Here is a 26251-nt window from a genome sequence, read left to right on the forward strand (position 1 = left end):
AACCCAACCCCAATCGACAAGGAACGCTTCGATGAACACCACTGTCGCCGCATCACCGGCCAAGCCTGCGATCATCGGCACCGAAGTCATCGCCGCGGTCGTCGAGGAGATCGGCGGCGAATTCAGCTGCGGCGCCATCGAACTGGATGCACTCCAACCCGACGAGGTCCGCGTCCGGATCCATGCTTCGGGCATCTGCGCCACCGATCTGGCGGTCCAGGCCGGCAAGACCCCGTTTCCGTTGCCCGGCATCCTCGGTCACGAAGGCGCAGGCACCATCGAGGAGGTCGGAACCGCCGTCACAGACTTGGCTCCGGGCGATCGCGTCGTGATGACCTTCGACTCCTGCGGGCACTGTGACTCGTGTCTGGCCGGCCGCCCCGTGCAATGCCTGAACTGGTTCGCCCTCAACATGGGTTCCGGCACCCGCCTCGACGGGTCGCTGACCACCCGCCGCGGGTCCGGACGCGCGCTCTACGGACACTTCTTCGGGCAGTCGTCGTTCGCCACCCACGCGATCTGCAGCCAGCGCAGCGTCGTCAAGATCGAGACCGACACCGACTTCGCGGTGCTCGCCCCGTTGGGCTGCAGTGGACAGACCGCCGCCGCCAGCGTCTGGAACCTGCTGCGGCCGGAACCTGGATCCAGTGTGATCGTCTACGGTGGCGGGGCCGTCGGCCTGCTGGCGGTGCTGGCCGCGCAGCTGACCCCGGCCGGCCAGATCATCGTCGTCGACCGCGTAGACAGTCGGCTTGAGCTGGCCCGCGAACTCGGCGCCACCGTCACCGTCAACGCCGGCACCGACGACGTCGCCGCCGCGGTAAACGACGCCACCAAGGGCCGCGGCGCCGACCGGGCACTGGAAACCACCGGCAACATGACCGTGCTTCGTCAGGCCGTCGACCTGCTCGCCGTCAGCGGCGTCTGCGTCGTGGTGGGCGCTCCGCCCACCGGTAGCGAAGTCGCTCTCGACGTCCAGGACATGTTGGTGCGCCACCCCACGATCATCGGTGTCAGCCAGGGCCTGGCCAGGCCCCGGCAGGTCATTCCCGCTCTGGTCGCACTGCACGAGGCGGGCCGATTCCCCGCCGAAAAGCTGATAACGGCTTTCCGTTTCGACCAGATCAACGAAGCCGTCGCTGCAGCGAAGCAGGGCGAGGTCATCAAACCCGTATTGACCATGCCCTGACGCTGTCCCGCGAGCACCGGCTCGACCGAAAACCGAAGTACCCCACTGTGAATAGGAGACGAATATGGACCTGGGACTGCAAGGAAAGCGCGCACTGATCTCGGGTGCCAGCGACGGCATCGGGCTGGCCACCGCGGAGTTGCTGGCCGAAGAAGGCGCGGATGTGGTGTTGGTGGCTCGCCGCGCCGATGCCCTGAAGGAGGCTTGTACCTCGATCTCGGCCAAGACCGGCGTCAAAGCTCTGCCCGTGGCCGCGGATCTCAGCGACAAGGCGGTGTTCGATTCGGTGATCACCAATGCCGTCGATGAACTCGGCGGCCTGGACATCTTGATCAACAATGCCGGTGCATCGTCTTTCGGTGGTTTTGGCGATATCACCGACGAGCAGTGGGTCGCCGACATCAACCTCAAGCTGTTCGGATTCATCCGCATGACCCGAGCGGCGTTGCCGCACCTGCTCAAAAATGGCATCGGGCGGATCGTCAACGTCGCGGGAAACTCCGGCAAGCAGGCGTTGGAGTACCACATGCCCGGCGCCGCCGCCAACGCCGCGATCCTGAACTTCAGCAAGTCGTTGTCGCTGCAGGTCGGAGACCAAGGCGTGATGATCAATACGGTGTGCCCGGGCCCGGTCCGGACCGCGCGGCTGGTCAAGCAGTTCGCCGCCAACGCCAAGGACTGGGATTGCACACCTGAAGAGGCCGAGCAGCGTTACCTGGAGAACTTGCCGCTGTCCTACATCCCCAGTGCCCGCGATATCGCCTACTCGGTCGTGTTCCTGGCGTCACCGCGCGCGGCCTACCTGAACGGAACCACCATCACGAACGATGGTGGAATCACCCGTGCCGTCTGAGTTTTCGGGTCCCACCGCACGGCGGGTGGCACGCATCGGGATGATCGTGCCGTCGTCGAATACCTGCCTGGAACCCACGACGTACCGGATGCTGGGGGAGCGGACCGACGTCAGCGTCCACTTCACCCGGATCCCGGTAGGACGGGTGGGGCTCGACGGCAGCTCCGACGCCCAGTTCGACACGGCTGGAATGGAAGCGGCGGCGGTCCTGCTGGCGGCGGCCAACGTCGACGTGATCGCCTGGAACGGCACGGCGGGGTCGTGGCTGGGCGTCGCACATGACCGCGCGATCACCGACGCGATCACCACCATGACCGGTGTGCGAGCCCTCACCAGCACCCAGGCCTGCCTGGCGGCGTTCGGGGCGTTGGGCGTGCGCAATGTCGGCCTGGTCACCCCGTACCCCGACGACATGAATGCCAGGATCGGCGAGTGCTACCGCGACGAAGGCATCACGGTGGCCGCGGCGCACGGCTTCGGGCTCACCGAGACCACCGACATCGCCGGGATTCGGCCCGAGGAGTTACTGGCGCCGGCACGGCAGGTCGCCCGAAGCGGGCCTGACGCGATCGCCTACGTGTGCACCAATCTGCACGGCGCCGATGCCGTCGAGGCCGCCAGAACCGAACTCGGTGTGCCGGTGGTGGATTCGGTGGCGGTGACGCTGGCGGCCTGTTTGGCAATGGTGGGGGCCGGTCCCTTGAATCCTCGATGGGCGCCGGATCTGGCGGGGACTCTGGGGTTGGCCAGTGGGACCCTTGCCAGACCGTGATGAAGCCCACGGGCGGTGGCAGATACTGCTCGAGAAACTCGCCGGGATCGACGACCAACTCGCGGCCGAGTATCTCGAGCGCATCGACGGTGGCGCGCGGTACTACGACAGCGTCCCCGATAAACACGATCTGGAAGACAGTGCCCGCAACGCATTTCGGTATCTTCTGGCGTGTCTGCTGTCCAGGCCCCTTTCCGCTGAACTGATCGCGTTCCCGGCGGAAGTCGGGGCGCTGCGCGCCCGTCAGGGCATCGCGTTGGAGAATCTGAGCGCGGCGGTCCGAAACGACTTCCTGGTCGCGTGGTCGGCGTTGTTGCGTCTGGCCGATGACGCCGACATGGCCGTGCTCGCCATGCACGTCGGCCAACTCTGGACCGCGGTCGACGATTTCGCCGGCGCGATCCAGCGGGGCTACATGGATCAGCGCCTGCAGATGGCGCGCACCAACATCATCGAACAACAGCAGAGTCTTTCCGACTTGTTCTCCGATGAGCCGAGTCCCACCGTGGTGCACCGGGCAGCAGACGTGCTCGGTCTCGACGAGACGGCGTTCTACTGGGTCGTGGGCGTTGTGGCCGAAGAGTCCACCTCGGCGTTGATCCGACGGCTCGCCGGCCTCGGCATTGTGGCGTTGGATCACACGAGTAGGGGCGTCACGCTGATCCTGCTGTCTGCCAACAGCCGCTGGCCCGATGACGAGGCGCTGGCAGCCGACCTCCTGTCTGGAGTGACGGGAGCAGTGGCATCGCGAACCGTTCAGTTACAGAACGTCTTCCGGGCGGCAACGACCGTACGGATGCTTGCGCAGCTGGGTGTGGATGCGACGACTCTTCGTCGGTCCTGGTCGCGATTGTCGATCTCGCAACTGTGCACGGTGATCGATGACCTACGCAGCTACGTGGATGCGCCGCTGGCCGGGATGAACGATCGAGACATCCTCGTCGAAACCATGTTGGTGTTCGCCGAGAGCGGGTCGGTCTCGACCACGGCCACCAAGCTGTACTGTCACCGCAACACGGTGCTCAATCGAATCCGGAAGTTCGAGGAAGCCACCGGGATCAGCCTCCGAACGCCTCGGTCGCAGGCCATGGTGCAACTGTGTTTGTTGCGGTCATGAAACACAGGTTTGGGTCGACCATCGGCAATTGTGCAGGCGCACACTATGCGAGCTGGATCACGTTGCACCGAGACTATGGGTACAGGCATATCGCCGACCTAGCATTTTCGCTATGACCAGCAACTATCAGAGGACTACATGAACCCTACAGTTCCTGCTGCAGACGCTGACGCCACGGGCGCGAAATCGCGGCGTCGGCGCACGATCATCGCGAGCATGGTCGGCACCACGATCGAATGGTACGACTTCAACATCTACGGAGCCGTCGCTGCGCTGGTGTTCGGCAAGATCTTCTTTCCCGACGTGGATCCGGCGGCGGGAACACTGTTGGCGCTGGCCACATTCGGGGTCGGGTTCGCTGCCCGTCCCGTCGGTGGAATCATCTTCGGACACATCGGTGACCGGGTCGGGCGCAAGGCGGCCCTGATCGCGACCATCGTGATGATGGGCGTCGCAACGGTGGCCATCGGGCTGCTGCCGACCTACGACTCCATCGGCATCTGGGCGCCCATCTTGTTGGTGCTGTGTCGTCTGATTCAGGGCATCGGCCTCGGCGGTGAATGGGGCGGTGCCGTGTTGATGGTGGTGGAGCAGGACGAATCCGTGGACAGCCGGGGGCGTGCCGGCAGCTGGATGCAATCCGCCTCGCCATTGGGCTTCCTGCTGGCCACGGCCACTCTGGCGGCAGTGAGCGCACTCGTGACCGAGGAACAGTTCTTGTCCTGGGGTTGGCGTATTCCGTTCCTACTCAGTGCACCACTGGTGTTGGTGGGCCTGCTGATTCGCGTCAAGATCGTCGAGTCCTCGGTCTTCACCCGAAATCAGAAGCAACACAAGGAGAAGGAGGACAAGGCCCCGATCCTGCAGGTGCTGCGCCACGCACCGAAGATGATTTTGCTGGTGGTGCTTCTCGGGCTCGGCCAGCAGGTCGCCTACTTCGTGATCAACGTGTTCTCGCTGTCCTACGTGACCCAGCACACCGATATCCCAAAGGGAACGGTACTCAACGCCGTCGCCATCGGCGCTGTTGCTCAGCTCTTGTCGATCCTGTACTTCGGGCGCCTCAGTGACCGGGTGGGACGTCGTATTCCGTTCCTCATCGGCGGCGTCGGGATGGCGGTGTGGGCCTTCGCGGTGTATCCGCTGATGGGTACCGGCAACTTTGCACTCATGGTGCTCTCGGTATCTGTTGCGATGGTGTTCCAGGGTGCGATGTACGGGGTGCTCGCGGCGTTCATTGCGGAGCTGTTCGATACGAGTTACCGCTACACCGGTGTCTCGCTGGGCTACATGCTGATCGGCATCGTCGGTGGTGGTTTCGCACCGTTGATCGCGTCGACGTTGCTGGACACCACCGGTTCGGTGACTTCAGTTGCGATCTACATCTCGGTGTCATCGGTGCTGACGCTGATCGCCGCGTACTTCGCGCCGGAAACCTCCAAGCGGAACCTCGACGACATCCTCGACACCGGCAGCACCGACCCGGCACCGCGCGGTGAGAGCGTGGCGCGCACAGGCTAGGGATTCGGTTCGAATCACCCAAGAGTCAGGCCCCTTTCGAGGGGCCTGACTTGTTGGACGGATCTCAGTCCAGGTCGGCGACGATCTTGCGGGCGGCCGCCGACCGAAGCAGGCCCTTACGTCAAGACTTACGCCCGGCGATGAGATAGACCGCGGGCAGCACGCCCGAGGTACTCACCAGTCCGAGGGCGCTGCCCCACAACCACTTCGGGCCGTAGATCTGGTCGGGCTGGCGGCCGGCCAGGTCGCGCAGGGCCCAGGCCCGAAGCCCGGCATCGACGGTGGCCATCGCGATGACGGCGGTCTTCGCGGTGGGAGACAGATCTTTCCAGCGCTTCTTGGCCACGAGCGCGTTCCTTTCGGATGAGGACCATCGGTTTCCAAGGTACTGGTGGCGGATGCGCACTGGACACCTCCAGTCGAGCGCGCGGATCATGGCGATCATGACGCGGACCTCGGTTCTGTATGCCGCACTACTGACGGCCGCTGGGGTCGTCGCAGCGGTCGTCTCATCTCCGGTCGCGTCCGCCGGCGCCGAGGACGTGATCAGGGACCTGGAATCCCACGGCTACACCGTTCAGATCAACTGGACCAACGGTTTCGACACCAAGCCGCTTTCGGAGTGCTGGGTCACCGGGGTCAACAATCCCGCGAATCAGGAGCCCGGTCCGGCGACATTCGTCACCGTCTACGTCGACGTCGCCTGCCCCAATCATGACTACTGAGTGGCGCGAGAGCCGCTATGGACTGACCGGCATCGTCGTCACCGGTGAGCCACCGTAACTGCCGCTTCCAGAGCCACGACCGCCGCCGAAGAGGCCGCCGCTCGACGATCCGCCACTGGATGACCCGCCGCTTGAGGACGAACTACCGCCGGACGACGAACCGCCGCCGAACGGGGAGTCGCCACCGAACGGCGATTGCGGCGCAACCGTCGTCGCCGGGGCCTGGTACGTGGGTTGTTCGACCGGCGGTGTGTAGGTCGGCACGGTGTGGGTCGGGACCTCGATCGGAGGCACGGTCTCCTGAGCGGACGTGTGGGTGGGCGCCACCGTCGTGGTCGGAGGCGCCGTGGTGGTGGGTGGCGCTGTCGTCGTAGGTGGCGCCGTGGTGGTGGGCAGGGACGTCGTCGTCGGCGGAGGCGTCGTTGTCGTGGGTGGCGCCGTGGTGGTCGGCGGTGCGGTAGTCGTCGTCGGGGGAGCCGTCGTTGTCGTGGGCGGCGAAGTGGTGGTCGGCGGGGTCGTCGGTGGCGTCGTCGGCACCCACGTCGGCACCGTCGGCCACACCACCGGCGGAAGCGGGATCGGAACCGGAATCGGGATCGGTACGGGCACCGGAGCCGGCGGGACCACCACGGGTGCGGGTGCCGGGGCAGGCGCAGGAACCGGCGCGACCGGAGGAGCCTCGTTGACCGGCTGGTTGCCGGTGCCCTGGCGCACCTGGGGCGCCGCGGGTGCGGCCGGTGGCGGGGTCAGCACCGAGACGGGCAGAGCGACCGGGTCCGGCTCGTGCGGAACCGGCGGAAGGTAATTGCCGGGCACGGTGGCCGCCTGCTGGGTGGGCGCAGGCTGCGCGCGCACATCGGCTGTCGGCCGGACGTTGATCGCGACCGTGACGGCCAACGTGGCGAAGGCGACCACCACGAATGTCAGGGCGCTGCCCATCAGCAGCATCCGCGGCGGTGGCGGCGCGATGACGGTCGTGTAGTCCGGGTCGTCGTCCTGTTCGGGGACGAACTCGTTGACCGCGTCCATCGGCATCTCGTCGGCCCAGGGCTGGTCCTCGGGATCCTGTGAGTAGGCCAGGTCCGGCCCGACGGCGGCATCCGCGCGGACGGGTGCCATTTGTGTGGCGTCCGCGGCGGCTGGAGCCATCTGGGTGGCGTCCGCGGCGGCTGGAGCCATCTGGGTGGCGTCCGCGGCGGCTGGAGCCATCTGGGTGGCATCCGCGGCGGCCGGACCCATCTGGGTCGGGTCCTGTGGCACACCGACGACGGGCGCCATCTGAGTGGATGCACTGGCCGGTGCGATGTCGTCGACCAACTGGGCAGCGCCCCGGGCGATCGCATAGCCCGCATCCGGCGCCACCTCGACCGGTGCGGTCGAACGAAGCTCTGCCGCAACAGAATCAAGATCGAGTCGTTGGCCGACCAACAACACGCGTCCGGGGGCTTCGTCGGCGGGCACCCGCTTGAGCGCCGCCGCGCACGCGGCGGCGGCGCCGGCGGTGCCGATCGGGATGGTGGCCAACGTCGCCGATGTTGGGGCCGGTGCGGCCGTGCGGTCAATCACCGTCAGCGACACGGTGTCATCGTCGGCCAGCAGCAATGCGGCGTCGGCGCCCACGCTGCGGGCCAGGGCTGCGGCGGCCTCGCCTTCGGTCACGACCTCGACGTTCGGCACTCCGGCGTCGAGCACGGTCTGGCGCAGCGTGTCGGCCGCCGAATCGTCGGGCAGGCACAGTCGGGTCGCGGCCACCTGGTTGCCGGACTCGGTCACGGCGCGGTAGGTGCCGATGATGGTCTCGGCCAGCTCCGACATCTCGGCTACCAGGTCGTCGGGCAGGTCGAGCGCGTACTGATCGAGAACCTGGCCGCCACTCGCGGGCGATCCGATCATGGCCAAGCGCGCCACACGCCCGGTGACCGCCACCCCGAGGACTACGTCCACGGTTCCTCTCCTTGCTTTGTGCATGTATTACGAGCCCCGACGGACAAATCCAAGCTACCGCACAGCCTCGGCGGACCTTGGTGGCCGAACAACCGCGGCTGCCAGCGCTGCTTGTGCGCCAGAGCAAAAGTGAGCACGCTGGTTGAATCCCGTGCGGTGTCACTCATAGAGAGGAATCGGTAAGTGAGCGACGAGCGTTACGACGCGTCCGCCACCGTCCAGGTGGTAACCGCGGCCGCGCCGGCGGCGGAGCGTGCTGGGCGGGTCGGTTACGTGCCCACCCGGACCAACCGGGTGCGTGACGGCCTCGCCGTGGCGCTGCTCGTCATCGCGATGCTGCTTCCGTGGAACCTGGAGTTCGGCATCGGTGTCCCCGGCAGCGCCGGGTCGACGTTCGTCCTGCTGGCCGTCGTGACGCTGCTGGCCATCGCCGCCGCACTGGCGCCGCACCTGGGTCCGTTCCGCCTCGGAGCCGGCAAGTCCGACGTGCGGCGCACCAGCCGCATCCGGCTCGTGCTCAGCGCCGCCTACCTGATGGTGGTCATCTGTTTCGTCGGCTATCACGTGCTGCAGACGGTGCGCGGCGGCGGCACCGGGGCCGTCCCGCCGGGGGTGGGTCCGGGCATGCTGCTCGGCGTCGCGGGCGCGCTGCTCGCCGGGCAACCACCCATCACGTCGATCACGGTCGAGGACAACAAGTTTCGGCGCTGGTATGCCGTAGCGCGGGTAATCGGTTTCCTGTCGATCGCGCTCGCGACGCTGTCGGTCGCGTTCAACGTCTACTGGCGGCTGCGGTACCTGTTCGTCACCCAGGTCGAGTTCGGCGGGCACGACATCGCTGTGATCGTCACCACCGTGCTCTACGGCGCGGAGGCGATGATCGCGCTGGTCATCGCCTCACGCTGGCTGACCGAGCGGACCGGGGCGGCCCGGCTGGCCACGTCGGCCATCGGTGTCTCGGGCGGGATCGCCGCCACCCTGGTGTGGCTGGCCGGCATCGGCCGCGATATCGACGCGTTTCACGGCATCGCCCAGAACACCTCGACGGCGGCAGTGGGCTACGAGGGCTACCTCGCGTGGGCCGCGGCGGCCGCGATCGTTGCGCCGACGACGCTGTACGCCGTCTTCCTGATCAGGCCGCCGACCATCGGTGCCTACCGCGGCGCTGCGCAGAAGTGCCTGACGCTGATCACCTTCTGGGCCTTCGCGGCGGCGGCGCTGCGGGTCGTCGACTTCCTGATCGCCCAGTCGCTCGATCTCCCGCGCGCGCTGTACGACACGGTCGCGATGACGGGGTTCAACCTGGTGACCGCGTTGGTCGCACGGTGGTTGCACCGCCAGCTCGACAGGGGTCTGACGTCGACGACGGTGGCTGCGGCCTTCAGTGCGGTCTTGTTCGTCTTCACCGTGGCGAACGTGGCCATCGGTGTGGCCCTGGCGCCGCGCTACTCCGGGCCGGCGCCCGCGGCGATCTACGGCAACAATCTGGCCCAGCAGATCACCAGCACGTTCGACGTCACGGTCTGTGTGCTCAGCCTGCTCGTGTTGGCGGTGATGGTGTTCACCGGACCGTTCGCCGGCTACCTGGTGCGACGCGAAACCCGTGTGGCCAAGCCGGTGCCGGAACCGCCGACGGAGGCGTTGCCACCCAAGCCCGAGTCCTCCGCGCCCCCGACCATCGTCCGGCAGCCCCGCGCCGGAGCGGTCCCGAAAATTGTTCGTTTGAAAGAGGATTCGACTACGGTGCTGACCGCGCCGCCGACCACCGACCTCCAGGTGCCGACGCAGGCGCTGCGGATTCAACGTCGCCCGCAGCGCCCGCACCCGGGCGATTAGCTCGCGTGCGCCCGCTTCGACTTCGCGGGACGGTTGTGGGCGCCCCCGGACTTTGTGGCCTGCTTCGTCGGGTGCCGTTCTGCGCGAGTCGAAGTCCGGTCGGAGCGCTCGCGTCCAGGCTTGGCATTCGGCGCTGATTCACGGATTGAGGAGCGGGCCGGCAATGCCGCCCGCAGACCGTTCCGGGAACGCCCCGCGTTCGCAGCCGCCGTCAACTGCCGCCGCGGCGGCGCGGAGTCACTGTGTGCAGTGGCCGACGGCACGCGGGTGGGATGACTGATCGGGGTGGGCTTCGGCGCGGTCGACGCCTCGGTGTCGTCAGGGGTGGACACCGACGTATCGCCCACAGTGTCGACCGCGGTGCTCACCTTGGAAGCCGCCGGGGCCTTACCGTCTACCGGCTCGACGGCTGTCCTGGGCGCCGTCAAGGCGCCGATGGCTTGCAGCACCTCGGACAACGGCCTCGTCGCATCCGCGAGCGATTTCCCCAGTTCGTCCACTATGTGGCGCACCCCTTGCGCTACCGGCGAGGTGTCCACCGGGGCCGCCGGGTGCTCGGGCCAGGGGCCGTCGGGTTCGGCATCGGAGACGACCGGGTCCGGCAGGGTGGGGACGTAGGCTTCGCCGCCCAGGATCGCCATCGACTGCGCGAACGCCCCTGGCAGTTGAGCCATTGCCTCGTCGAATTTCTGTTGAGGGGTGTCCCAGCTGATTTCTTTGACCCGGCTGGGATCTGCGGTGCGGTCGTAGCCCATCTCGACGAAGACTCGCAGCACCGGGTCGAGGGCGTCGACGAATCGTTCCGCGCCGATCAGCGATGCGGGTATGCGCAGCGGCGCCAGCAGCGGCAGATACTGGGGCATCATCACGTAGGTGGTGTTGCCGATCTGAGTCGTGACGGCGTTGGGGGCGTCGGGATACTCCAGCACATAGCCGGGAAAGGCGTGCCCGAAGGCCATCCCGGCGATGGCGTTCGCGATGGACAGCACGTTGGCGTATGCCGGGAAGTCGGCGACGCCGTCGTACTGGTTTTGGTAATAGGTGGTCTTGAACGGGCTGTCGGATGGTCCGGGGCGGCCGAACGGGAAGATGTCGCCCAGCACCGGAAGATCGCTCCACGAGGTGAAGCGGGTGAGGATGCCCCCGTTGGGCTGATACGGATCTCCGATGAGTAAGAACTCGTAATTCTGGGCGTTGGCAACGTAATTCGGGTCTTTGGCCATGTCGTAACGTGCGATCTCGGCCACTTGCGTTCCTTGGGATACGCCGACGATCCTCACCTTGTCACCGGCCGGTGCGGCGGCGATGTCGCGCTCCAGGTAGCCGGCCCCGATCGCCTCGGACCGCTTCAATGTCTGGGTCCAATACGGAAGGTCGGACAGTACCGGAAGATCGGAGATGATCGGCAGGCTCAGGCTGATCTGCGCGGGATAGGCGACCGTGTGGTACGAGTCGCCTTCGGGAATGGTGGTTCCGTAGAAGAACACTGGGATGCTCAGGCCGAATGCGTCGTAGGACGCGCCCACGCCGATCGTCGTGCCGACCAGTTGGACCGCTGCACGGTAGGTGGCCGATGGGGTGGTGACGCTGACTCCTGCCGATACCGCGACGACGACGCCGCCGGCCAGCAACATCGACCCCCATCGTCGTGGACCGCGCTGTCGGCGTTCAGTGCGTGGTAGTACCTGCTGGCGTCCCCGACCCTTCATTCGTGCACCTTTCTTCCCTCACCGAGCTGGGTTTGGTCATCGTGGTGATCCGGCGCACTAACAACGTCTTTGGCTCACTGCCGGGCGTGAACCGGGAATATGGCAGGTGCCACTTCCGACGCTCATTGGGCCCGAAAGTTACCAGCAAACCCATTGTCCTGCGCTGAGATTCGGGCATATTCACGAAAGTGGCAGGCTGCGGGACCGATCAGGTTGCGCGATCGTGTCAGGTTGGCAACTCTGGTGGCCGGCGGAAGGGTGTGCATTTCTCGCCAAACCGATGTCGAGAGTCATTGGAGCAAACGTTGATCGAAGGCGCTCAGGGTTCCACGCCAATCGCCTGGCTCGCGTGTTTCGACGACCGGTCGCGCCTTGCTGAGGGCCGCTTTCGTCCGTGAGTGCAATATCGGGGGCCGGGGGCTGCCAATCGATCAAAAGTTGATCACATGTTGCCGAAAACTGTTGTTATCTAAGGGGATCGGCGACTTTCCGAACAAGTTTCGATGGGCGCTTGCGTAGCGCCCGATTCGAGTTTCTTGAGAGTTCTCTCTGGATCTTGAGGGAACTCTATGCCTCCGCATGCTCGCCGCGCACTTTATGTTGCGCTATGTCAGTCTGAATTGGTGGGGAAATTCGGAACTGCCAGTTTGATTGCCGTCATGGCGGGGGCGGCTTCCGGGATGAGCAACATGGCGATGCCGCCCGCCAACGCGGCACCGTGTCCTGATGCTGAGGTGATATTCGCCCGCGGCACGATGGAAGCGCCTGGAGTAGGCGATACGGGGGACGCGTTCGTTAACTCGTTGCGCGCCAACGTCGGCGCGAAATCAGTGTCGGTGTATCCCGTCGATTACCCTGCCACCACCGATTTTCCGACTGCCGTCCAGGGCATCGCCGACGCACGGGCACACATCATGACCACCGCGGCCAACTGCCCTGACACCAAGATGGTGCTCGGCGGGTTCTCTCAGGGCGCGGCGGTCATCGGCTTCGTGACGGCCAGTGTTGTGCCTGACGGGGTTACCGCGGCAGACGTACCTGCGCCCATGCCGCCCGATGTCGCTGACCATGTGGCAGCGGTTGCGTTGTTCGGGAAACCGTCGCCGCGTTTCATGAAGGTGCTCAACAATCCCTCGGTTGTCGTCGGACCGAACTACACCGCCAAAGCCATCGACCTGTGTGTCGACAACGACCTGGTGTGCGACCCGCAGGGTAGGAGCTTCGGCATCCACACCCAGTACGCGGAGGCCGGTCTGGTGAACCAGGGGGCGGCGTTCGCGGCGAGCAAGCTTCAGGACGACTGGGCTCGGCAGCCCACCCAACCGGTTCCGCCGGCCACGCTGGTCGGTACCGGCCCGTCGCAGCCGTCGCGTGTCGCGCCGGTCCAGCCCGCGCAGTCTCCGCAGCCCGCTCAACACATGGGCCCGGCACCGCAGAACCTTCCCGGTCCGGCCCCGGCTCAGAGTCCCGCAGTACCGAGTCCGGTTGCGCCGGCCGCACCGGCACCGGCCCCGCCGGGACCGGCCGCGCCGCCGCCTATTGCGCCGGTATAGCCGGCTCAGTGGTGGGCGTTGTTGCCGAACAGGTAGACGCCGGTGTGATGGCCGATGAAATTGTTCGCAATGAACAGCACGCCGGCAGCCACCACGACCAGCACCAACGCGAACATCACCCAGCTGAGGCCCACCAGTAGGCGGCGCCGGCCGGCAGCCGCGGGGCCCTCGGCGACATCGCCCGCGATGTGCAGCCGGACACCGATCGCGAACAGGGTGGGCACTGACGCGCCCACAGCCAGGCCGAAGAGCAGGATCTTGCCGACGGCCACGAGGTTGATCCAGTTGTTCATCTGATTGCCCCGTCCCTACTTGCTCTCGGTCGCGGTGAGGCTGCCCTGCCACGTGTCGTTGACGTTGTTGTGGTCGATCGGCGGCTTGCGCGACTTGAGCCAGATGGGCACCGTCGCGGCGATCAGGGCCACGAACCCGACCAGCGGCCCGGCGAAGCCGCCGATCCCGTGGACCAGGAAGTAGGTCAGCGCACCCACCATGCCGGCGGCCGGCAGGGTGATCAGCCAGGCGGTGGCCATGTTGCGTGCGACGGCCCAGCGCACCTCGGTGCGCCGGCCCAGCCCACTGCCCAGGATCGATCCGGTGGCGACGTGGGTGGTGGACAGTGAGTAGCCGAAGTGGCTGGACAGCAGGATGGTTGCCGCCGAGGAGACTTCAGCGGCCATGCCTTGCGGAGCTTCGGTGTCGACCAGGCCCTTGCCGAGGGTGCGGATGACGCGCCAGCCTCCCGAGAGGGTGCCGAGGGCGATGGCGACGGCGCAGGCGACGATCACCCAGAACGGCGGCATGGTCGCGGACTCGTCGACCGAGCCGTAGGAGATCAGGGCCAGGAAGATGATGCCCATGGTCTTCTGGGCGTCGTTGGTGCCGTGCGCCAGTGAGATCAGGGATGCCGAGCCGATCTGGCCGTAGCGGAACGCGGCGATCGTGCGGTCCTTGGGCAGGCCGCGGATCAACCGGTAGACCAGCCAGCTGGCGATACAGGCCACCACGCCGGCGATCAGCGGCGAGAGCACCGCGGGCACCATCACCGTGGAAACCACCCCGTGCCAGATCACGCCATGGCCGCCGACCGCGGCGATCATCGCGCCGACGATGCCGCCGATCAGTGCGTGAGACGAGCTGGACGGGATGCCCAGTAGCCAGGTGAACAGGTTCCACAGGATGGCGCCCACGAGTCCGGCGAACACCAGCTCGAGGGTCACCAGATCGGCGTCGACCAGACCCTTGGCGATTGTGGCTGCCACGGCGGTGGACAGAAAGGCGCCGACGAGGTTCAGCAGCGCCGACAGCGCTACGGCTGTGCGTGGTTTGAGTGCTCCGCTGGCGATCGATGTCGCCATCGCATTGCCGGTGTCGTGGAACCCGTTGGTGAAGTCGAACATCAAGGCGGTGAATACGACGATGCACAGCAGGAGGAACTGTAACGACACGGTAAACAATTCTTGAACACAATCGCTACGAAGACCTAATTAACTGGCTGAGTTCTCGGTCACGTTTGCGGGCCCGAGGGCCTGGCTCAGCGCTTCGGGATGTCGATACCGAGGAGTTTGAGCCCGTCGTTGATGTGCAAGTGGGCCTCGTCCATGGTGGCGCCCAACTTCGTCAGCCGGGCGGAACTGTTTGCCGGTGTCAATTCCACGCATTGGTCGGCCATGCTGCGGAAACCGTCGAAGCCCTCCTGCAACGCGGTGTTGACCGGGACGTCGGGCCCGGGCAGGACCTTGTGCTGGATCGAGTCGACGTACGTGCGCAGGTCGGTGCACGCGTTGTGCAGTGCGCCGTAGTTGGTCATCTGGCCCGGGGTCACCATCGCGTTGGCGATCGGACCCAGCTGCGCGCCCAGGCCGGCGATCGCGTCGATGACGGCCTGCCGCCATTCATCGGTCACCGGGGCCGCGGTGGGCTTGCCCGCGACAGCGCAACCGGCGAGCACGGAGGTGGTGGCCAGGACGGCAGCGATGTACCTCATATGCAGCGAGCTTATGGGGTGCAACCGTTCTGGTGTGGCGCGATGCCGGGCAGGAGAGTTTGCGCGTAGATCGCCGCACCCACGTGTAAGCCGCGTCACACCGGTAACCTGACTGAGGACTGACTAGGCAGATCGGGGGATCGGTATGGATCTCGTGCTCGGCCTCGCCATGACTTCGAGAGCCGTTCGGTGGGTGCTCGTCGAAGGCACGACGGGCGAGGGGCGACCGGTCGACCGCGGTGCGATCTCCCTCGACGACGCCGCCAGCTATGACCCCGACGGCCTGCTGCGCGGCTTGGTGGACGACACCGAACTCGAGGGCGGACACCGCATTCACGCGATCGGCGTGACCTGGACCAATGACGCTGCGCCGCTGGCCGGCCACATCATGCAGTCTCTGGATACCCGGGGCTACGGAAATGTTTTCGCGGTGTCGGAGATCGAGGCGGCCGGCATGTTGGCCAGTGGCATCGCCGAGATCACCGAGCACGACGACATCGCGGTCTGCCTCGTCGAACCCGACGCCGCGGTGGTGGCGATCGTGACGCCCGACGACGTCAGCGCCGACCGCATCGATCGCACGGACACGTTCGTCGCCGACATCGCCGGGCTCCTGACCCTCACCGGTCGGCCGATCAGCGCGATGTTCATCCTGGGCTCCGATGCGCACGGTCCGATCGTGGCCGATCTGGCCGAGTCCATCCCGGCTTCGGTGATCACCGCCAACGAATCCGACCTGGCGTTCGCGCGGGGTGCGGGCCTGGCCGCGGCGCTCGCGGTGAATACCGCTGCCGCGCCGGCCAAAGCGGTGCACTGGACCAAGGTCGGCGCGCTGTCGTCGGTGGTCGGTGGCGCGTTGGTGACGCTCGTCGTCGCGACCTCGGCGGCGGTCGGGCTGCATCTGCATCCGGGAGCGGTATCGGAGACGGCGCAGGCCGCCAGCATCCACGAGTCGGCGCCCGAGGCCGGGCCGGCGCCGAAACCGGTAGAGAAGCGGGTGGACAAGCCTGCGACCAAGCCCGCACCAGCGGCTCCGCCGCAGACTCCCGCCGCCCCGCCGCCGGCTCAAGCCGTCGAGGCGGCCGATCCGCCGGCACACCAGCCGCCTGCCCAGGCTCCGCCCCCGGCAGCTCCCGCTCCCGCGCCGGCGCCGGCCTACGTTCCGCCCGCGCCGGCCCCGGTGTACAGCCCGCCGCCGTACGTGCCGCCGCCGGTGACCTATCCGCAGCCGCGGCTGCGGGACCGGATCATCGAGCGCATCCCGATCATCAACCGTTTCCACTGAACTTGGCGGTGAGTCCGGACCGGGCGAGCCTGGCCTGCTCGGCGCGCACCACCTCGTCCTGATGCGGGGGAGTCTGGTCGGGATGCTGCGCCAGGCGGCGGATCGGCTCGTCGACGGTGCCCCTGGCCAGCAGTCGGTAGACCCGCACGGTGTGCAGTTCGCTGAGCCGCTGGGTGCGTCCGATCACTTGGCGTTCGGTGCGCGGCTGCCACTGCGGTTCGGCGATGATGAACACCACCGGGGCGTTCAGCCGGCGCAGGTCGAGCTTGCCGGCACCGATGTGGGCCAGCAGGGTGGCCGGACCGCGGTCGGTGGCGAATGCGTCAACGACGGCCTGCTGATCGGGTACCGATGCGTCGACGGTTCCGAAGATGTTGCCCGGCAAGGCTTTCCGGATGACCTCGAGCACTGCGGGAAAGTGGGAGAACACCACCACCCTGGCCCCGTTGATGTGGGCCTCGTTGGTGAGCTCGACGAGTCGGTCCAGTTTGGCGCCCGGCGTCGGCGAACCGGACGGCCAGGCGCCCTGCCGGATCGCGCTGAAGTTGCCGCTGGTGACGGCCTGGCCGTAGCGCTCGCGGTCCGCGCGACTGAGCCGCACCCATTCCTCGGTGGCGATCCGCGCCGGCAACTCGTCGACCACGTCGCGGTAGTCGCGTCGCAGATATACCCGGTCCACTGCCCGGCGGAATGCGATCGATCCGCGGTCGCCCGCGTTGGGCGCCACCTTGCCCGCGACGTCGGGCTGCAGGAAATCGGCGAGGTGGCGGAAGCCGCCGATTCGCTGGTGCATCGGGACGTCGGACAGGAACAGCACGCGGTTGTCGGAGGTCAACACGTTGCGGACGGCCCGGGCCCGGTCCGATTTGGGGTCGCGCAGCAGATGCGCATCGTCGACGATGACCAGGCTGGGGCGTTCGGGCAGTTTGATGCGCCCCACGGTGTCGTAGGAGACGATGGCCACGCCGCCGGAGGCCTTCCAATTCTCCAGACGCGCGTCGCGTTCACTGCCGCGGATCTCGATCGCCCGCAACGCGGTGTGCTTGGCGGTTTCCGCGGCCCAATGGATTCCGGTGTTGGACTGGCAGATCACCAGGGTGTGGCGCAGCTGTTGTGCGGCGGCCAGGTGCGCGGCGACCGCCAGCGCCTGCAGGGTCTTTCCGAGCCCCAGGTCGTCGCACAGCAGAACCCGCTCGCGCGCCACCGCATAGCGGGCGCCGAACTCCTGATAGCCGCGCAATTCGGTCTGCAGCAGTGAGCGGTTCAGCACGGTCTGCTCGACCTGTGCGGCCACCTCAGCCCCGACGAAACCCTGGGCGGCATCCACATCGGTTGTCCCGGAGGCAAATTCGCTCAGTAACTGGTCGATCGGACGGGGGTCGGCGCGGTATGAACCCCACGGATCACCCTGGGAGTGGTTGGCCTCCTCGATCCGGTCGAGCAGCTCGCCGACCGATTCCCGCAACTGATCGGAGGCGGTGTGGCTGCGCAGCCGAGGCATCAGCCGGCGCAACTGTTTGACCGGTGCCTCGGCGTGAGTGAGCGTCAGCAGTGAGGTGAGTAGCTCGGTGTCTTCTTTGCGCAGCCGGGGCCGGGTGGTGGTGCGGATGTGGTCGGACATGGCCTGAGCCGCGGCCTGGACGGATTGGGCGGCCTCGATGTCGACGCCGGGCACCTGGGTCAACAGCCGGGCCGGCACGGTATGGATATCGGCGACCGTGCGGTATTCAGAGTTGGCCAGCCCGCCGAGGCGGGCGCCGCGTGCCAGATATGGGCGCAGGTGCTCCAGCGGCGCGGCCTGCAGCGTCCGCGTCACCACCTCGTCGGTGCCGGCGTGGATGCGGTCGGCGATCTCGGCGCGAAGTTTGCCAATGCCGGCGAGCGCGGTATCGGCATGGCGGATCAGCTCGGCGGGATCGGCGCTGTCCATGACAAATCATCATTGCACTGTCGGGCCGTGGGCGGGTGCACGGATTCCTCCGGAGCAGCGGGGCTTCGCGTTGCAACTCGGCTCCAAACAGGTCAAGTGGATCGAGGCCGTGGAATGCGTGTCCGATTTCGGAGAGGTTGGGTGGGGACGCGGCGGGTACAACGAAGACTGCCAGTACTTCGTTTACCGCATGCCGATTTAGCCGCTTCGGACGAATGGTCGATGTGCCCGCCTGTCAGCGACACTGTCGCTGATAGCTGGTCATGCCGAATTCTGTTTCCTACGAGGCTGATATGCATTGGAGTGACGCAAGTTCACATCGCGAACGTGACCAACGGTGCCCACGATATGCATGTGGCGATTGTCGCTGAGTTGTCGCTGACAGGCGGGCACTTTGGTAGGTGCTCGCCGTCCGCGACACACCGGACGTAGCGCGGCCCGAGCGGCTCAGATCATCTCGTTCTTGGTGAGCCAACGCATCACGGGCCAGCCGACGAACACCGGCAGCCAGCAGGTCAGCACCCGGTAGAGCAGCACCGCGGGCACCGCGATCGCAGCCGGCACGCCGAACGCCGCCAGACCACCGATCAGGGCCGCCTCGACCGCGCCGACACCGCCGGGGGTGGGGGCCGCCGAGGCCAGGGTGCCGCCGACCATCGTGACGACCGTGACGGTGACGAATGAGGTGGTTCCGCCGAATGCCTCGACGCTGGCCCACAGTGCCAGGGCCGCACCGAGAGTCGTGCCCGCCGCGCCCAACACGATCAGTGCCAGCCGCTGCGGTTCGCGGGCCAGTTTGACCAGGTCGGCGGTGACCTCTTCGAGTTTGGGCCGCACCGAGGACGCCAGCCAGCGCCGTAGCTTGGGCACGGCCAGGAACGCGCCGATGAGGCCGAGGGCGAGCCCGGCAATCAGATAGAGAATCGTGGAACTCGGCACGAAATGCGACAGGTCTGCCGAGGCGCCGGCCGCGGTGCTGAACAGGATCAGCAGGATCACGTGCACGATCACCTGCACCGACTGTTGGAGTGCCACCGCGGCGGTGGCGCGTGTGGTGCTCAGCCCGCCCTTCTGCAGGAACCGGGTGCTCAGGGCCAGGCCTCCGACGCCGGCGGGCGTGGTGGTGGCGGCAAAGGTATTGGCCACCTGCATGATCGACAGATTGCGGAAACTCACCAGCCCGTCGGCACACGCCCACAGTGCGGCCGCCGCACCCACATACGTCAGCGCTGAGACGGTCAGCCCGAGCAGGGCCCAGGCCCAGTTCACCGTACGCAGTTCGGAGAAGAACGTCGGTACGGTGCTGATGAACGGGTAGGCCACATAGACCAGGGCGCCCAACAACACCAGCTGGATCACCTGGGTTCGGGTGAACCGCGTGATGGTCTCGGTCTGGATCTGGTTGGCGCCGGTCTGGCGTTTCACCTCGTCGCGGGCGGCGACCATCACGGCCTTGGCGTCGGGGACGGCGTCGCGGACCCGGGTCGGTACTGCGGCCTTGGTCAGCCGCCGCGACGCGGTCAGCACGGCGTCACGACCGAACGCCTCGATCGCCGCGGCTACGGCGGACTCCGGGTCGTACAGCGCCGTGGTGGTGACGAGCAGTTGCGCGATGTCGGACTGCAGTTGGGCGTCGGTGGCACCGTATTCGGCACTGCCGAACCCACCGAACAGCACCGCGCTGTCATCGACGGTGATCTCTTGGCTGCGCAGTTCGCCGTGGGAGATCTGGTGGTCGTGCAGGGTGCGCAGCGCGTTCCACACCCGCCCGACGGTGGTCTCGTCGGTGCACTGGTCCAGCGGGATGCCTCGCTTGCGGTTGTGCGCGTACAGCGTCCAGCCGCGGTCGAGCGCGGCCATCGACATGGTCGACGTGCTGGCCAGGCCCAGGTCGCTGATGGCGATGGCCATCAGGGCCCGGTGCTCGACGGCGCGGCGCATCGAGGTCTGCAGGGGTGCGGTCTCGTTCGAGCGCAGGCGCAGCTTGCGCCACACCTGACGAACGGCGCCGCCACTTTGTTGGTTGGGGCCGTAGAGCTCGACGACGGCGCTGGAGTCCGGATCCTGGGAGGCCACGTCGAGCATCAGCGGGCCGGCGCCGGCCGGGCGCACCACGGTGAACGCCGAGACGACGAAGCCGCGCCGGGCCAGGGCGCGCACCGCGCCGTCGAGCGGGACTTCCAGCGCGGGGGTGCCGACGATCCAGACCACCAGGGCACCGACGAACCAGCCCGCCGAGAGGCCCAGCAGTGAGCGGGCCGGCACCACGGCGCTGACCACGAGATGAATGGGCACGAACGCCAGCAGCAACGTCCACCACCAGCGCCGCAGCCGGCGTGAGAGCCACGGCCCGGAGACTGTGAGCACCGCCGCGAGCATGCCGATCCAGCGCGGGTCGTCGAGGAATTGCGACAGCTGGGAGCTGAGCCGGTCGGAGAGGTCGAAATGCCATCTGGGTGCGGCGATGCCGTTGGCGGTGATCGACAGCGACAGCATGGTGATCAAGGCGGCGGCCGCATAGGCGCCCAGCAGTTTCCACTGCCGTCCCAGGATGATGCTGACCAGGATCACGAACGGCAGGGCGAGGATCGCGATGCCGTAGGCCAGGTAGACCAGGTTGGACTGGGTGGGGGTCAGTACGCCGACGATCTCGGAGATCGACTTCTCCAGCGCCACCCATTCGTAGCGGGTGATCAGCGAGCTGGTGATGACGGTGGCCAGGAAGATCGCGGCCAGCGTCAGGCGCAGGATGTCGTTGGTGCGACGGGTCGGCGGTTGCAGGAGGCTGCCGGTGACGGTGATGTCCCGTCCGTCAACGCGCATGTTCCCCCTTCCCCGACCCGTTATGGAGACGCGCTATCAAAGCCCGCGACCAAGGTAGCGGGATCGGATGCCGATATCGGCATTTGGTGGGGATCTGGACCGTTACGAATTCACATCGGTCTCACGCGTCACCGCGGGCGACAATTTTGCTCGTCCGATGTGATCTGGAGCGACGTATGCGGTCAACGTGATGTAGCTTCGATCGACATGCCGACGCCGAATTGGCCGCTCCGGAGGAGTTGAACGGTGGATTCGACCCCATTCGGGCACTATCAGCTGCAGAAGCTGATCGGTCGGGGCGGAATGGGCGAGGTTTACCAGGCCTACGATTCCGACACCGATCGCATCGTCGCGCTCAAGGTTCTGCCACCGCACCTGGCACAGGATTCGACGTTCCAGGAACGGTTCCGCCGCGAGTCGCACGCCGCGGCGGGGGTGAGCAATCCGCATGTGGTGCCGATCCATGGTTACGGCGAGATCGATGGCCGGCTCTATCTGGACATGCGGCTGATCGAGGGACGCAACCTCGGCGTGATGCTCACCAAGACCGGTAAGCCGTTGGACGCAGCGTTCGTGGTCGGCATGGTCGAGCAGGTGGCAGCGGCCCTTGACGGTGCGCATGCGGCCGGGCTGATCCATCGCGACGTGAAGCCGTCGAACATCCTGATCGCCGACAACGACTTCGTTTACCTGATCGATTTCGGGCTGGCCCGCACCGCGGGCGATTCGGGGATGACCACCGCGGGCAGCACCCTGGGCACGCTGGCCTATATGGCGCCGGAGCGGTTCGACGGAGGCAAGGTCGATCCGCGTTCGGACGTCTACGCATTGGCGTGCGTGCTCTACGAATGCCTCACCGGGGAACGGCCCTACCCGTCCGACAGCCTCGAGCAGCAGATCGCCGGGCACATGGTGTCCCCGGCGCCGCGGGCCTCGGAGAAGGACCCACGCCTGGCGGCCTTCGACGAGGTGATCGCCAAGGGCATGGCCAAGAAGCCGTCCAGGCGCTATCAGAGTGCCGGGGCTCTGGCGGCGGCGGCCAAGGCCGCGCTGCAGGTGCCGGTGCCGGTGCGCACCACCGGGCGATCGGGACGCCATACTGCGCAACGGGTTACGACCCGGGCCCGGGTGTCCAAGAAGGTGGCCGCGATCGCCGGCGCGACGGTTCTGGTGGCCGCGCTGTGCGCGGTGGGGGTGTGGCAGCTGCGCGACGACGGGTCGGACCGCGTTGCCAATGCGGCCGGTTCAGCCGGGTCCGGTCCGGTGCCGGCGCCGACGGGTGCAGTGGACGAGATCGCGAAGACGGTGCCCTCCGACATCCGCGAGTCCGGCCGGTTGGTGGTCGGGGTGAATGTGCCGTACGCGCCCAATGAGTTCAAGAATTCCAGCGGCGAGATCGTCGGGTTCGACATCGACCTGATGAAGGCAGTGACCCGCACGATGGGACTCGTGCCCGACTTCCGCGAAACCGGTTTCGAGGGGATCCTGCCGTCGGTGCAGGACGGCAACTTCAACGCCGGCATGTCCTCGATGACCGACACCGCCGAGCGCGAGAAACAGGCCGACTTCGTCACCTACTTCCAGGCGGGCACACTGTGGGCGCGCCGTTCCGGCTCATCGGCCGATCCGGGTTCGCCATGCGGGCTGCGAGTTGGCGTGGCGTACAGCACGATTCAGGACACTCAGGAGATCCCGGCCAAATCGGATGCCTGCGTGGCGGCCGGCCTGCCGCCCATCGAGAAGGTGGTCCGCACCCATCAGGACGAGGTGACGGCCGCGCTGATCGCCGGTGAAGCTGACGCCATGACCGCCGATTCACCCGTCGCGGGTTTCGCGATCAAGCTGAGCGGCGGCGCGTTGGAGCCGGCCGGCGAGGTGTTCGACTCGGCGCCCTACGGCTGGCCGGTGGCCAAGGGTTCCGGTCTGGCCGAGTCGCTGCGGTTGGCGCTGGAGCACGTGATGGACAGCGGGGAGTACCGCACGATTGCCACCATGTGGGGTGTGGAGAAAGGCATGATCACCCAGCCGGTGATCAACGGTGCGTTCCAGTAAGGGTTTTCGCCAACTGCACCACATCCGCAATCACACGGCCACAGCAGGACCGTGGGAGTCCGGGTATTGAGGGGCCTAGCGTTTCTTGGAGTTCAGAACGTCATCCGTGGACGACGAATCGCCACCTTTGGCACGTTTGGCTGCCCGTTTTTCTTTGAGGGATTTGCCGGACTTCTTGGCCAGGCTCTGTCGCGGCGATTTGTCGGCCATGTCGGCCCCTTTGATGTGGGGGCCTGTGTCGGTCCCGGTTCCTGGACCCTACGCGACAATCCGCAACAGTGTGCCGGGGTCGATGCCCGGGTGATCTCAACCTTGCCGCAAGATCAACGTTTTTCCCCTGCCATTCTGTTTCGCTGATGGCACCGACCTGGATGTATGGCAAGGATCCGCATCGGCACCTAGTCTGAAGGCACTGTCAGCCAGGTGGCCCGGACCATGCCGCCGCACACAGACGGACTGGGAAACTGACAATCAGAGATATCGCGACATACGCGAAGTTGAGCAGCGCAGACATCGACGCCATCGGCGCCGAGCTCGACACCATCCGCAGCGACATCGAGGAGTCGCTCGGGGCGCGCGACGCCGCCTACATCCGGCGCACCATCGTGTTCCAGCGCGCGCTCGAGGTGGGAGCACGGCTGCTGATCGCAGGCACGCGGTCGAAGGCCGGCCTTTTGGCCGGGACGGCCGCGCTGGCCTACGCGAAGTCCGTCGAGAACATGGAAATCGGGCACAACGTCGGCCACGGCCAATGGGACTGGATGAACGATCCCGAAATCCACTCCACCACCTGGGAGTGGGACATGGCGGGACCGTCGGAGCAGTGGCGGTATTCGCACAACTACCACCATCACGTGTTCAGCAACGTGCTGGGCGTGGACGATGACCTCGGCTTCGGCATCCTGCGGATGAGCCGCGATCAAAAGTGGGAACGTCAGCATCTGGTGCAGCCGCTGCGAAATGTGCTGTTGGCCCTCATCTTCGAATGGGGTATCGCCCTGCACGATTTGTACTCTGCTCAGGACCGGGCGGACACCGAAGGCGGTAAGAAAGCTGCGGGGCAGAAGTTTCGCGCCAAGATCGGGCGGCAGCTCGCCAAGGACTACGTCGTTTTTCCGGCGCTGAGCCTGCGGCGCTGGAAGCGGACCCTGATCGCGAATCTGGGCGCGAATGTGCTGCGCAATCTCTGGGCGTATCTGGTGATCTTCTGCGGGCATTTTCCGGACGGCGCTGAGCGGTTCGGCCCGGAAACGCTGCAGGAGGAGAGCCGCGGCGAGTGGTATCTGCGGCAGATGCTGGGTGCGGCGAACTTCAAAGCTGGTCCGGTGCTGGCGTTTTCAAGTGGAAACCTGTGCTATCAGATCGAGCATCACCTGTTCCCGGACCTGCCGAGCAACCGCATGGCGGAGATCGGCGGGCGGGTGCGCGGAGTGTGCGAGAAGTACGATCTGCCCTACACCAGCGGCACCCTCGTCGGTCAGTACCTGCAGACCCTGCGGACGATCTTCAAGCTCGCGCTGCCCAATGGTGGGTGGCGTTCGCTGTTCAGAGCCGCACCACCCACCTGACCGGGATCCCGAAAAGGAACGTTACTTCTGAAGTCCCTGTGCCGTAGAAAGTCGAACAGGGAGAAGCTGTCGGTCAGCGGGTGGCGCGCCCTGTACTCCCAGTACACGCCGTTATGAGGGCCGTGTCAACGCCGCCGCCGTCGTGTTTGTAACCCCTTGTCGCGCAGCGTATTAGAGGTTTCGGGGCCGAGGATCAGAGTGCGTTGCGGCCCGCGATGAGCTTGGCCAGCTGCACGGTCTGCTGATCGCTGATGTCGTAGCCGCTGATCCGCAGGTCGACGACGAGGTTGTCGACCGCCAGGATCGCGCGGTGGGTGGCGCGGTCGGTGACGTCGAGTGGCTCGTCGTGCGTGATGTCGACACCATCGAGCACGGTCGGGACGGCCATCTGGCGGACGTCCTGTGTTTTGCCGCCGTCGTAGCTGAAGGTCAGGGTGTCGTTGCCGCAGCGGCGCCAGATGTCGACGGTGCGGGCCACGACGGCCTTGGCTGCCTTGGGGGTGTCGAATCTGGCGACGGCCTGGTCGACCTCCACGTCGTCAGCGTCATCGGCGAGCTGGGTTTCGCGGAACTCGCGGTAATCACTGGCGCCGTAGATCCAGTCCATCGCGTTGCCGATGACGACCATGCACTCCGGGCGGGAGACCGGCTCGTAATTGGCATTCGTCATCGGGGAACGCAGCGCGGTCTTCGGCCGGACCTTGGCGTTCATCACGGTGTTGATCTCGGATTCACTGGCCATCATGCTTCCCAGCACGTCGACGTGGGCGCCGTCGGAATCGGGGACTGTGGGGGTGCACGCGGTGAGCAGGGCTGTGCACAGCACCAGGCCGGCCGCCGCGTGGCGATGAACGCTCATCAGGTCCCCCTTGGATCCGTTTGCTGATCCTAAACGTGATCGCCGGGCGCGTCAGGCGGCAATTGTTCTGCTGTCCGCTGCCGCCACCGTCGCTTTCTACGCCAGGGCTGCTGACCGCGCTGATCACGACCCTCCGGTGGAAAGCGGCGCGGAACCAGCCCAGCTCGTTCCCCCGATCGGGGGACACAGGATTCGTCCGGTCGATGGGCCGGTCGGCCGATACAGCCGCGGGCCGCTGCGGCGCATTCTTATTTCAACACCGGAACGCACCGGGAAAGAACTGAAAATCCTTATCCGACAAAGGAGTCGACATGAGCACCATCACCCGCCGCATCGCCGCCGGATTCACCCTCGCCGCCGCCCCCGCGTTGATCGCCCTGGGCGCCGCCACCGCTCACGCCGATTCCGCCACCCTGAACGCCGGGCCGTCGGCCAGCTCGCATCAGGCCTTCCCGCACCAGCACAACATGCCCCAGCCCGGGTCCGCGACCCATCACCACCACCAGCGCAACCACGCCAAGTAAGCCT

The 26251-nt window shown here is 66.5% G+C and carries 22 protein-coding genes; 12 read left to right on the plus strand and 10 right to left on the minus strand.

Annotated features, from left to right (window positions below; genetic code table 11):
* The first annotated feature begins 31 nt into the window (after nucleotides 1-31).
* The 5 genes from HBE63_RS00400 (at nucleotide 32) to HBE63_RS00420 (ending at nucleotide 5452) form a co-directional block, all read left to right on the plus strand.
* A complete protein-coding gene (locus HBE63_RS00400) occupies nucleotides 32-1189 on the plus strand; it encodes an NAD(P)-dependent alcohol dehydrogenase (protein WP_166902336.1) in 1158 nt (385 codons plus the stop codon).
* 64 nt (nucleotides 1190-1253) lie between these two features.
* Nucleotides 1254-2042 (plus strand): SDR family NAD(P)-dependent oxidoreductase, encoded by a 789-nt coding sequence (locus tag HBE63_RS00405; protein ID WP_166902338.1) that lies wholly within the window; start codon nucleotides 1254-1256, stop codon nucleotides 2040-2042.
* Nucleotides 2017-2814, plus strand: coding sequence for an aspartate/glutamate racemase family protein (locus HBE63_RS00410; RefSeq protein ID WP_243858405.1), 798 nt, complete (start codon nucleotides 2017-2019; stop codon nucleotides 2812-2814). The genes HBE63_RS00405 and HBE63_RS00410 overlap by 26 nt, the downstream gene beginning before the upstream one ends.
* Complete coding sequence (locus tag HBE63_RS00415; RefSeq protein ID WP_243858407.1) at nucleotides 2792-3931, plus strand: helix-turn-helix domain-containing protein; 1140 nt, start codon at nucleotides 2792-2794, stop codon at nucleotides 3929-3931. Before HBE63_RS00410 ends, HBE63_RS00415 begins: the two co-directional genes overlap by 23 nt.
* A 216-nt stretch (nucleotides 3932-4147) precedes the next feature.
* Nucleotides 4148-5452 carry an MFS transporter gene (locus HBE63_RS00420; RefSeq protein ID WP_243858409.1) on the plus strand — a complete coding sequence of 435 codons (1305 nt, stop codon included), beginning with the start codon at nucleotides 4148-4150 and terminating at the stop codon, nucleotides 5450-5452.
* 121 nt (nucleotides 5453-5573) lie between these two features.
* Here the strand turns inward: HBE63_RS00420 and HBE63_RS00425 are convergent, their stop codons facing one another.
* Nucleotides 5574-5798, minus strand: coding sequence for a hypothetical protein (locus HBE63_RS00425; protein WP_166902181.1), 225 nt, complete (start codon nucleotides 5796-5798; stop codon nucleotides 5574-5576).
* A 97-nt stretch (nucleotides 5799-5895) separates the two neighbouring features.
* Here HBE63_RS00425 and HBE63_RS00430 point away from each other — a divergent pair, with 97 nt between their 5' ends.
* Complete coding sequence (locus HBE63_RS00430; RefSeq protein WP_166902342.1) at nucleotides 5896-6177, plus strand: hypothetical protein; 282 nt, start codon at nucleotides 5896-5898, stop codon at nucleotides 6175-6177.
* Nucleotides 6178-6192: 15 nt separating this feature from the next.
* On the opposite strand, the gene HBE63_RS00435 is transcribed toward HBE63_RS00430, so the two are convergent.
* Entirely contained in the window at nucleotides 6193-8121 is a 1929-nt protein-coding gene (locus HBE63_RS00435) for a hypothetical protein (protein WP_243858410.1), read from the minus strand.
* Between the two features lie 183 nt (nucleotides 8122-8304).
* Between HBE63_RS00435 and HBE63_RS00440 the strand changes: the two genes are divergently transcribed.
* Nucleotides 8305-9957: a hypothetical protein gene (locus tag HBE63_RS00440; RefSeq protein ID WP_166902344.1), complete on the plus strand. Its 1653-nt coding sequence runs from the start codon at nucleotides 8305-8307 to the stop codon at nucleotides 9955-9957.
* On the opposite strand, the gene HBE63_RS00445 is transcribed toward HBE63_RS00440, so the two are convergent.
* The gene (locus tag HBE63_RS00445) at nucleotides 9954-11591 is read right to left on the minus strand and encodes a PE-PPE domain-containing protein (RefSeq protein ID WP_166902346.1); all 1638 of its coding nucleotides are present in this window, start codon (nucleotides 11589-11591) and stop codon (nucleotides 9954-9956) included. The genes HBE63_RS00440 and HBE63_RS00445 overlap by 4 nt on opposite strands.
* A gap of 734 nt (nucleotides 11592-12325) precedes the next feature.
* Between HBE63_RS00445 and HBE63_RS00450 the strand changes: the two genes are divergently transcribed.
* A complete protein-coding gene (locus HBE63_RS00450; RefSeq protein WP_166902348.1) occupies nucleotides 12326-13219 on the plus strand; it encodes a cutinase family protein in 894 nt (297 codons plus the stop codon).
* Between the two features lie 5 nt (nucleotides 13220-13224).
* Here HBE63_RS00450 and HBE63_RS00455 read toward each other — a convergent pair whose 3' ends face one another.
* The 3 genes from HBE63_RS00455 to HBE63_RS00465 form a co-directional block, all read right to left on the minus strand.
* Entirely contained in the window at nucleotides 13225-13512 is a 288-nt protein-coding gene (locus HBE63_RS00455; protein WP_166902350.1) for a hypothetical protein, read from the minus strand.
* 15 nt (nucleotides 13513-13527) lie between these two features.
* The gene (locus tag HBE63_RS00460) at nucleotides 13528-14667 is read right to left on the minus strand and encodes an inorganic phosphate transporter (protein WP_166902352.1); all 1140 of its coding nucleotides are present in this window, start codon (nucleotides 14665-14667) and stop codon (nucleotides 13528-13530) included.
* A gap of 86 nt (nucleotides 14668-14753) precedes the next feature.
* Nucleotides 14754-15206, minus strand: a complete 453-nt coding sequence (locus HBE63_RS00465; RefSeq protein WP_166902354.1) for a hypothetical protein — start codon at nucleotides 15204-15206, stop codon at nucleotides 14754-14756.
* Between the two features lie 145 nt (nucleotides 15207-15351).
* On the opposite strand from HBE63_RS00465, the gene HBE63_RS00470 reads away from it, so the two are divergent.
* Entirely contained in the window at nucleotides 15352-16491 is a 1140-nt protein-coding gene (locus HBE63_RS00470) for a hypothetical protein (protein WP_166902355.1), read from the plus strand.
* On the opposite strand, the gene HBE63_RS00475 is transcribed toward HBE63_RS00470, so the two are convergent.
* Together HBE63_RS00475 and HBE63_RS00480 are read right to left on the minus strand one after the other, a co-directional pair.
* Nucleotides 16475-18421, minus strand: a complete 1947-nt coding sequence (locus HBE63_RS00475) for a DEAD/DEAH box helicase (protein WP_166902357.1) — start codon at nucleotides 18419-18421, stop codon at nucleotides 16475-16477. The two genes, HBE63_RS00470 and HBE63_RS00475, sit on opposite strands and share 17 nt — an antisense overlap.
* A gap of 447 nt (nucleotides 18422-18868) precedes the next feature.
* Nucleotides 18869-21244, minus strand: coding sequence for a lysylphosphatidylglycerol synthase transmembrane domain-containing protein (locus tag HBE63_RS00480; RefSeq protein WP_166902359.1), 2376 nt, complete (start codon nucleotides 21242-21244; stop codon nucleotides 18869-18871).
* A gap of 246 nt (nucleotides 21245-21490) precedes the next feature.
* On the opposite strand from HBE63_RS00480, the gene HBE63_RS00485 reads away from it, so the two are divergent.
* Nucleotides 21491-23296, plus strand: a complete 1806-nt coding sequence (locus HBE63_RS00485) for a bifunctional serine/threonine-protein kinase/transporter substrate-binding domain-containing protein (protein WP_166902361.1) — start codon at nucleotides 21491-21493, stop codon at nucleotides 23294-23296.
* A gap of 75 nt (nucleotides 23297-23371) precedes the next feature.
* On the opposite strand, the gene HBE63_RS31670 is transcribed toward HBE63_RS00485, so the two are convergent.
* Entirely contained in the window at nucleotides 23372-23506 is a 135-nt protein-coding gene (locus tag HBE63_RS31670; RefSeq protein ID WP_256367899.1) for a hypothetical protein, read from the minus strand.
* A 254-nt stretch (nucleotides 23507-23760) separates the two neighbouring features.
* Here HBE63_RS31670 and HBE63_RS00490 point away from each other — a divergent pair, with 254 nt between their 5' ends.
* Entirely contained in the window at nucleotides 23761-24864 is a 1104-nt protein-coding gene (locus tag HBE63_RS00490) for a fatty acid desaturase (protein WP_166909178.1), read from the plus strand.
* Between the two features lie 193 nt (nucleotides 24865-25057).
* On the opposite strand, the gene HBE63_RS00495 is transcribed toward HBE63_RS00490, so the two are convergent.
* A complete protein-coding gene (locus tag HBE63_RS00495) occupies nucleotides 25058-25723 on the minus strand; it encodes a sensor domain-containing protein (protein ID WP_166902363.1) in 666 nt (221 codons plus the stop codon).
* Nucleotides 25724-26034: 311 nt separating this feature from the next.
* Here HBE63_RS00495 and HBE63_RS00500 point away from each other — a divergent pair, with 311 nt between their 5' ends.
* Complete coding sequence (locus HBE63_RS00500) at nucleotides 26035-26247, plus strand: hypothetical protein (protein WP_166902365.1); 213 nt, start codon at nucleotides 26035-26037, stop codon at nucleotides 26245-26247.
* Nucleotides 26248-26251 lie beyond the last annotated feature (4 nt).

The organism is Mycobacterium sp. DL440 (assembly GCF_011745145.1).
GTDB lineage: Bacteria > Actinomycetota > Actinomycetes > Mycobacteriales > Mycobacteriaceae > Mycobacterium.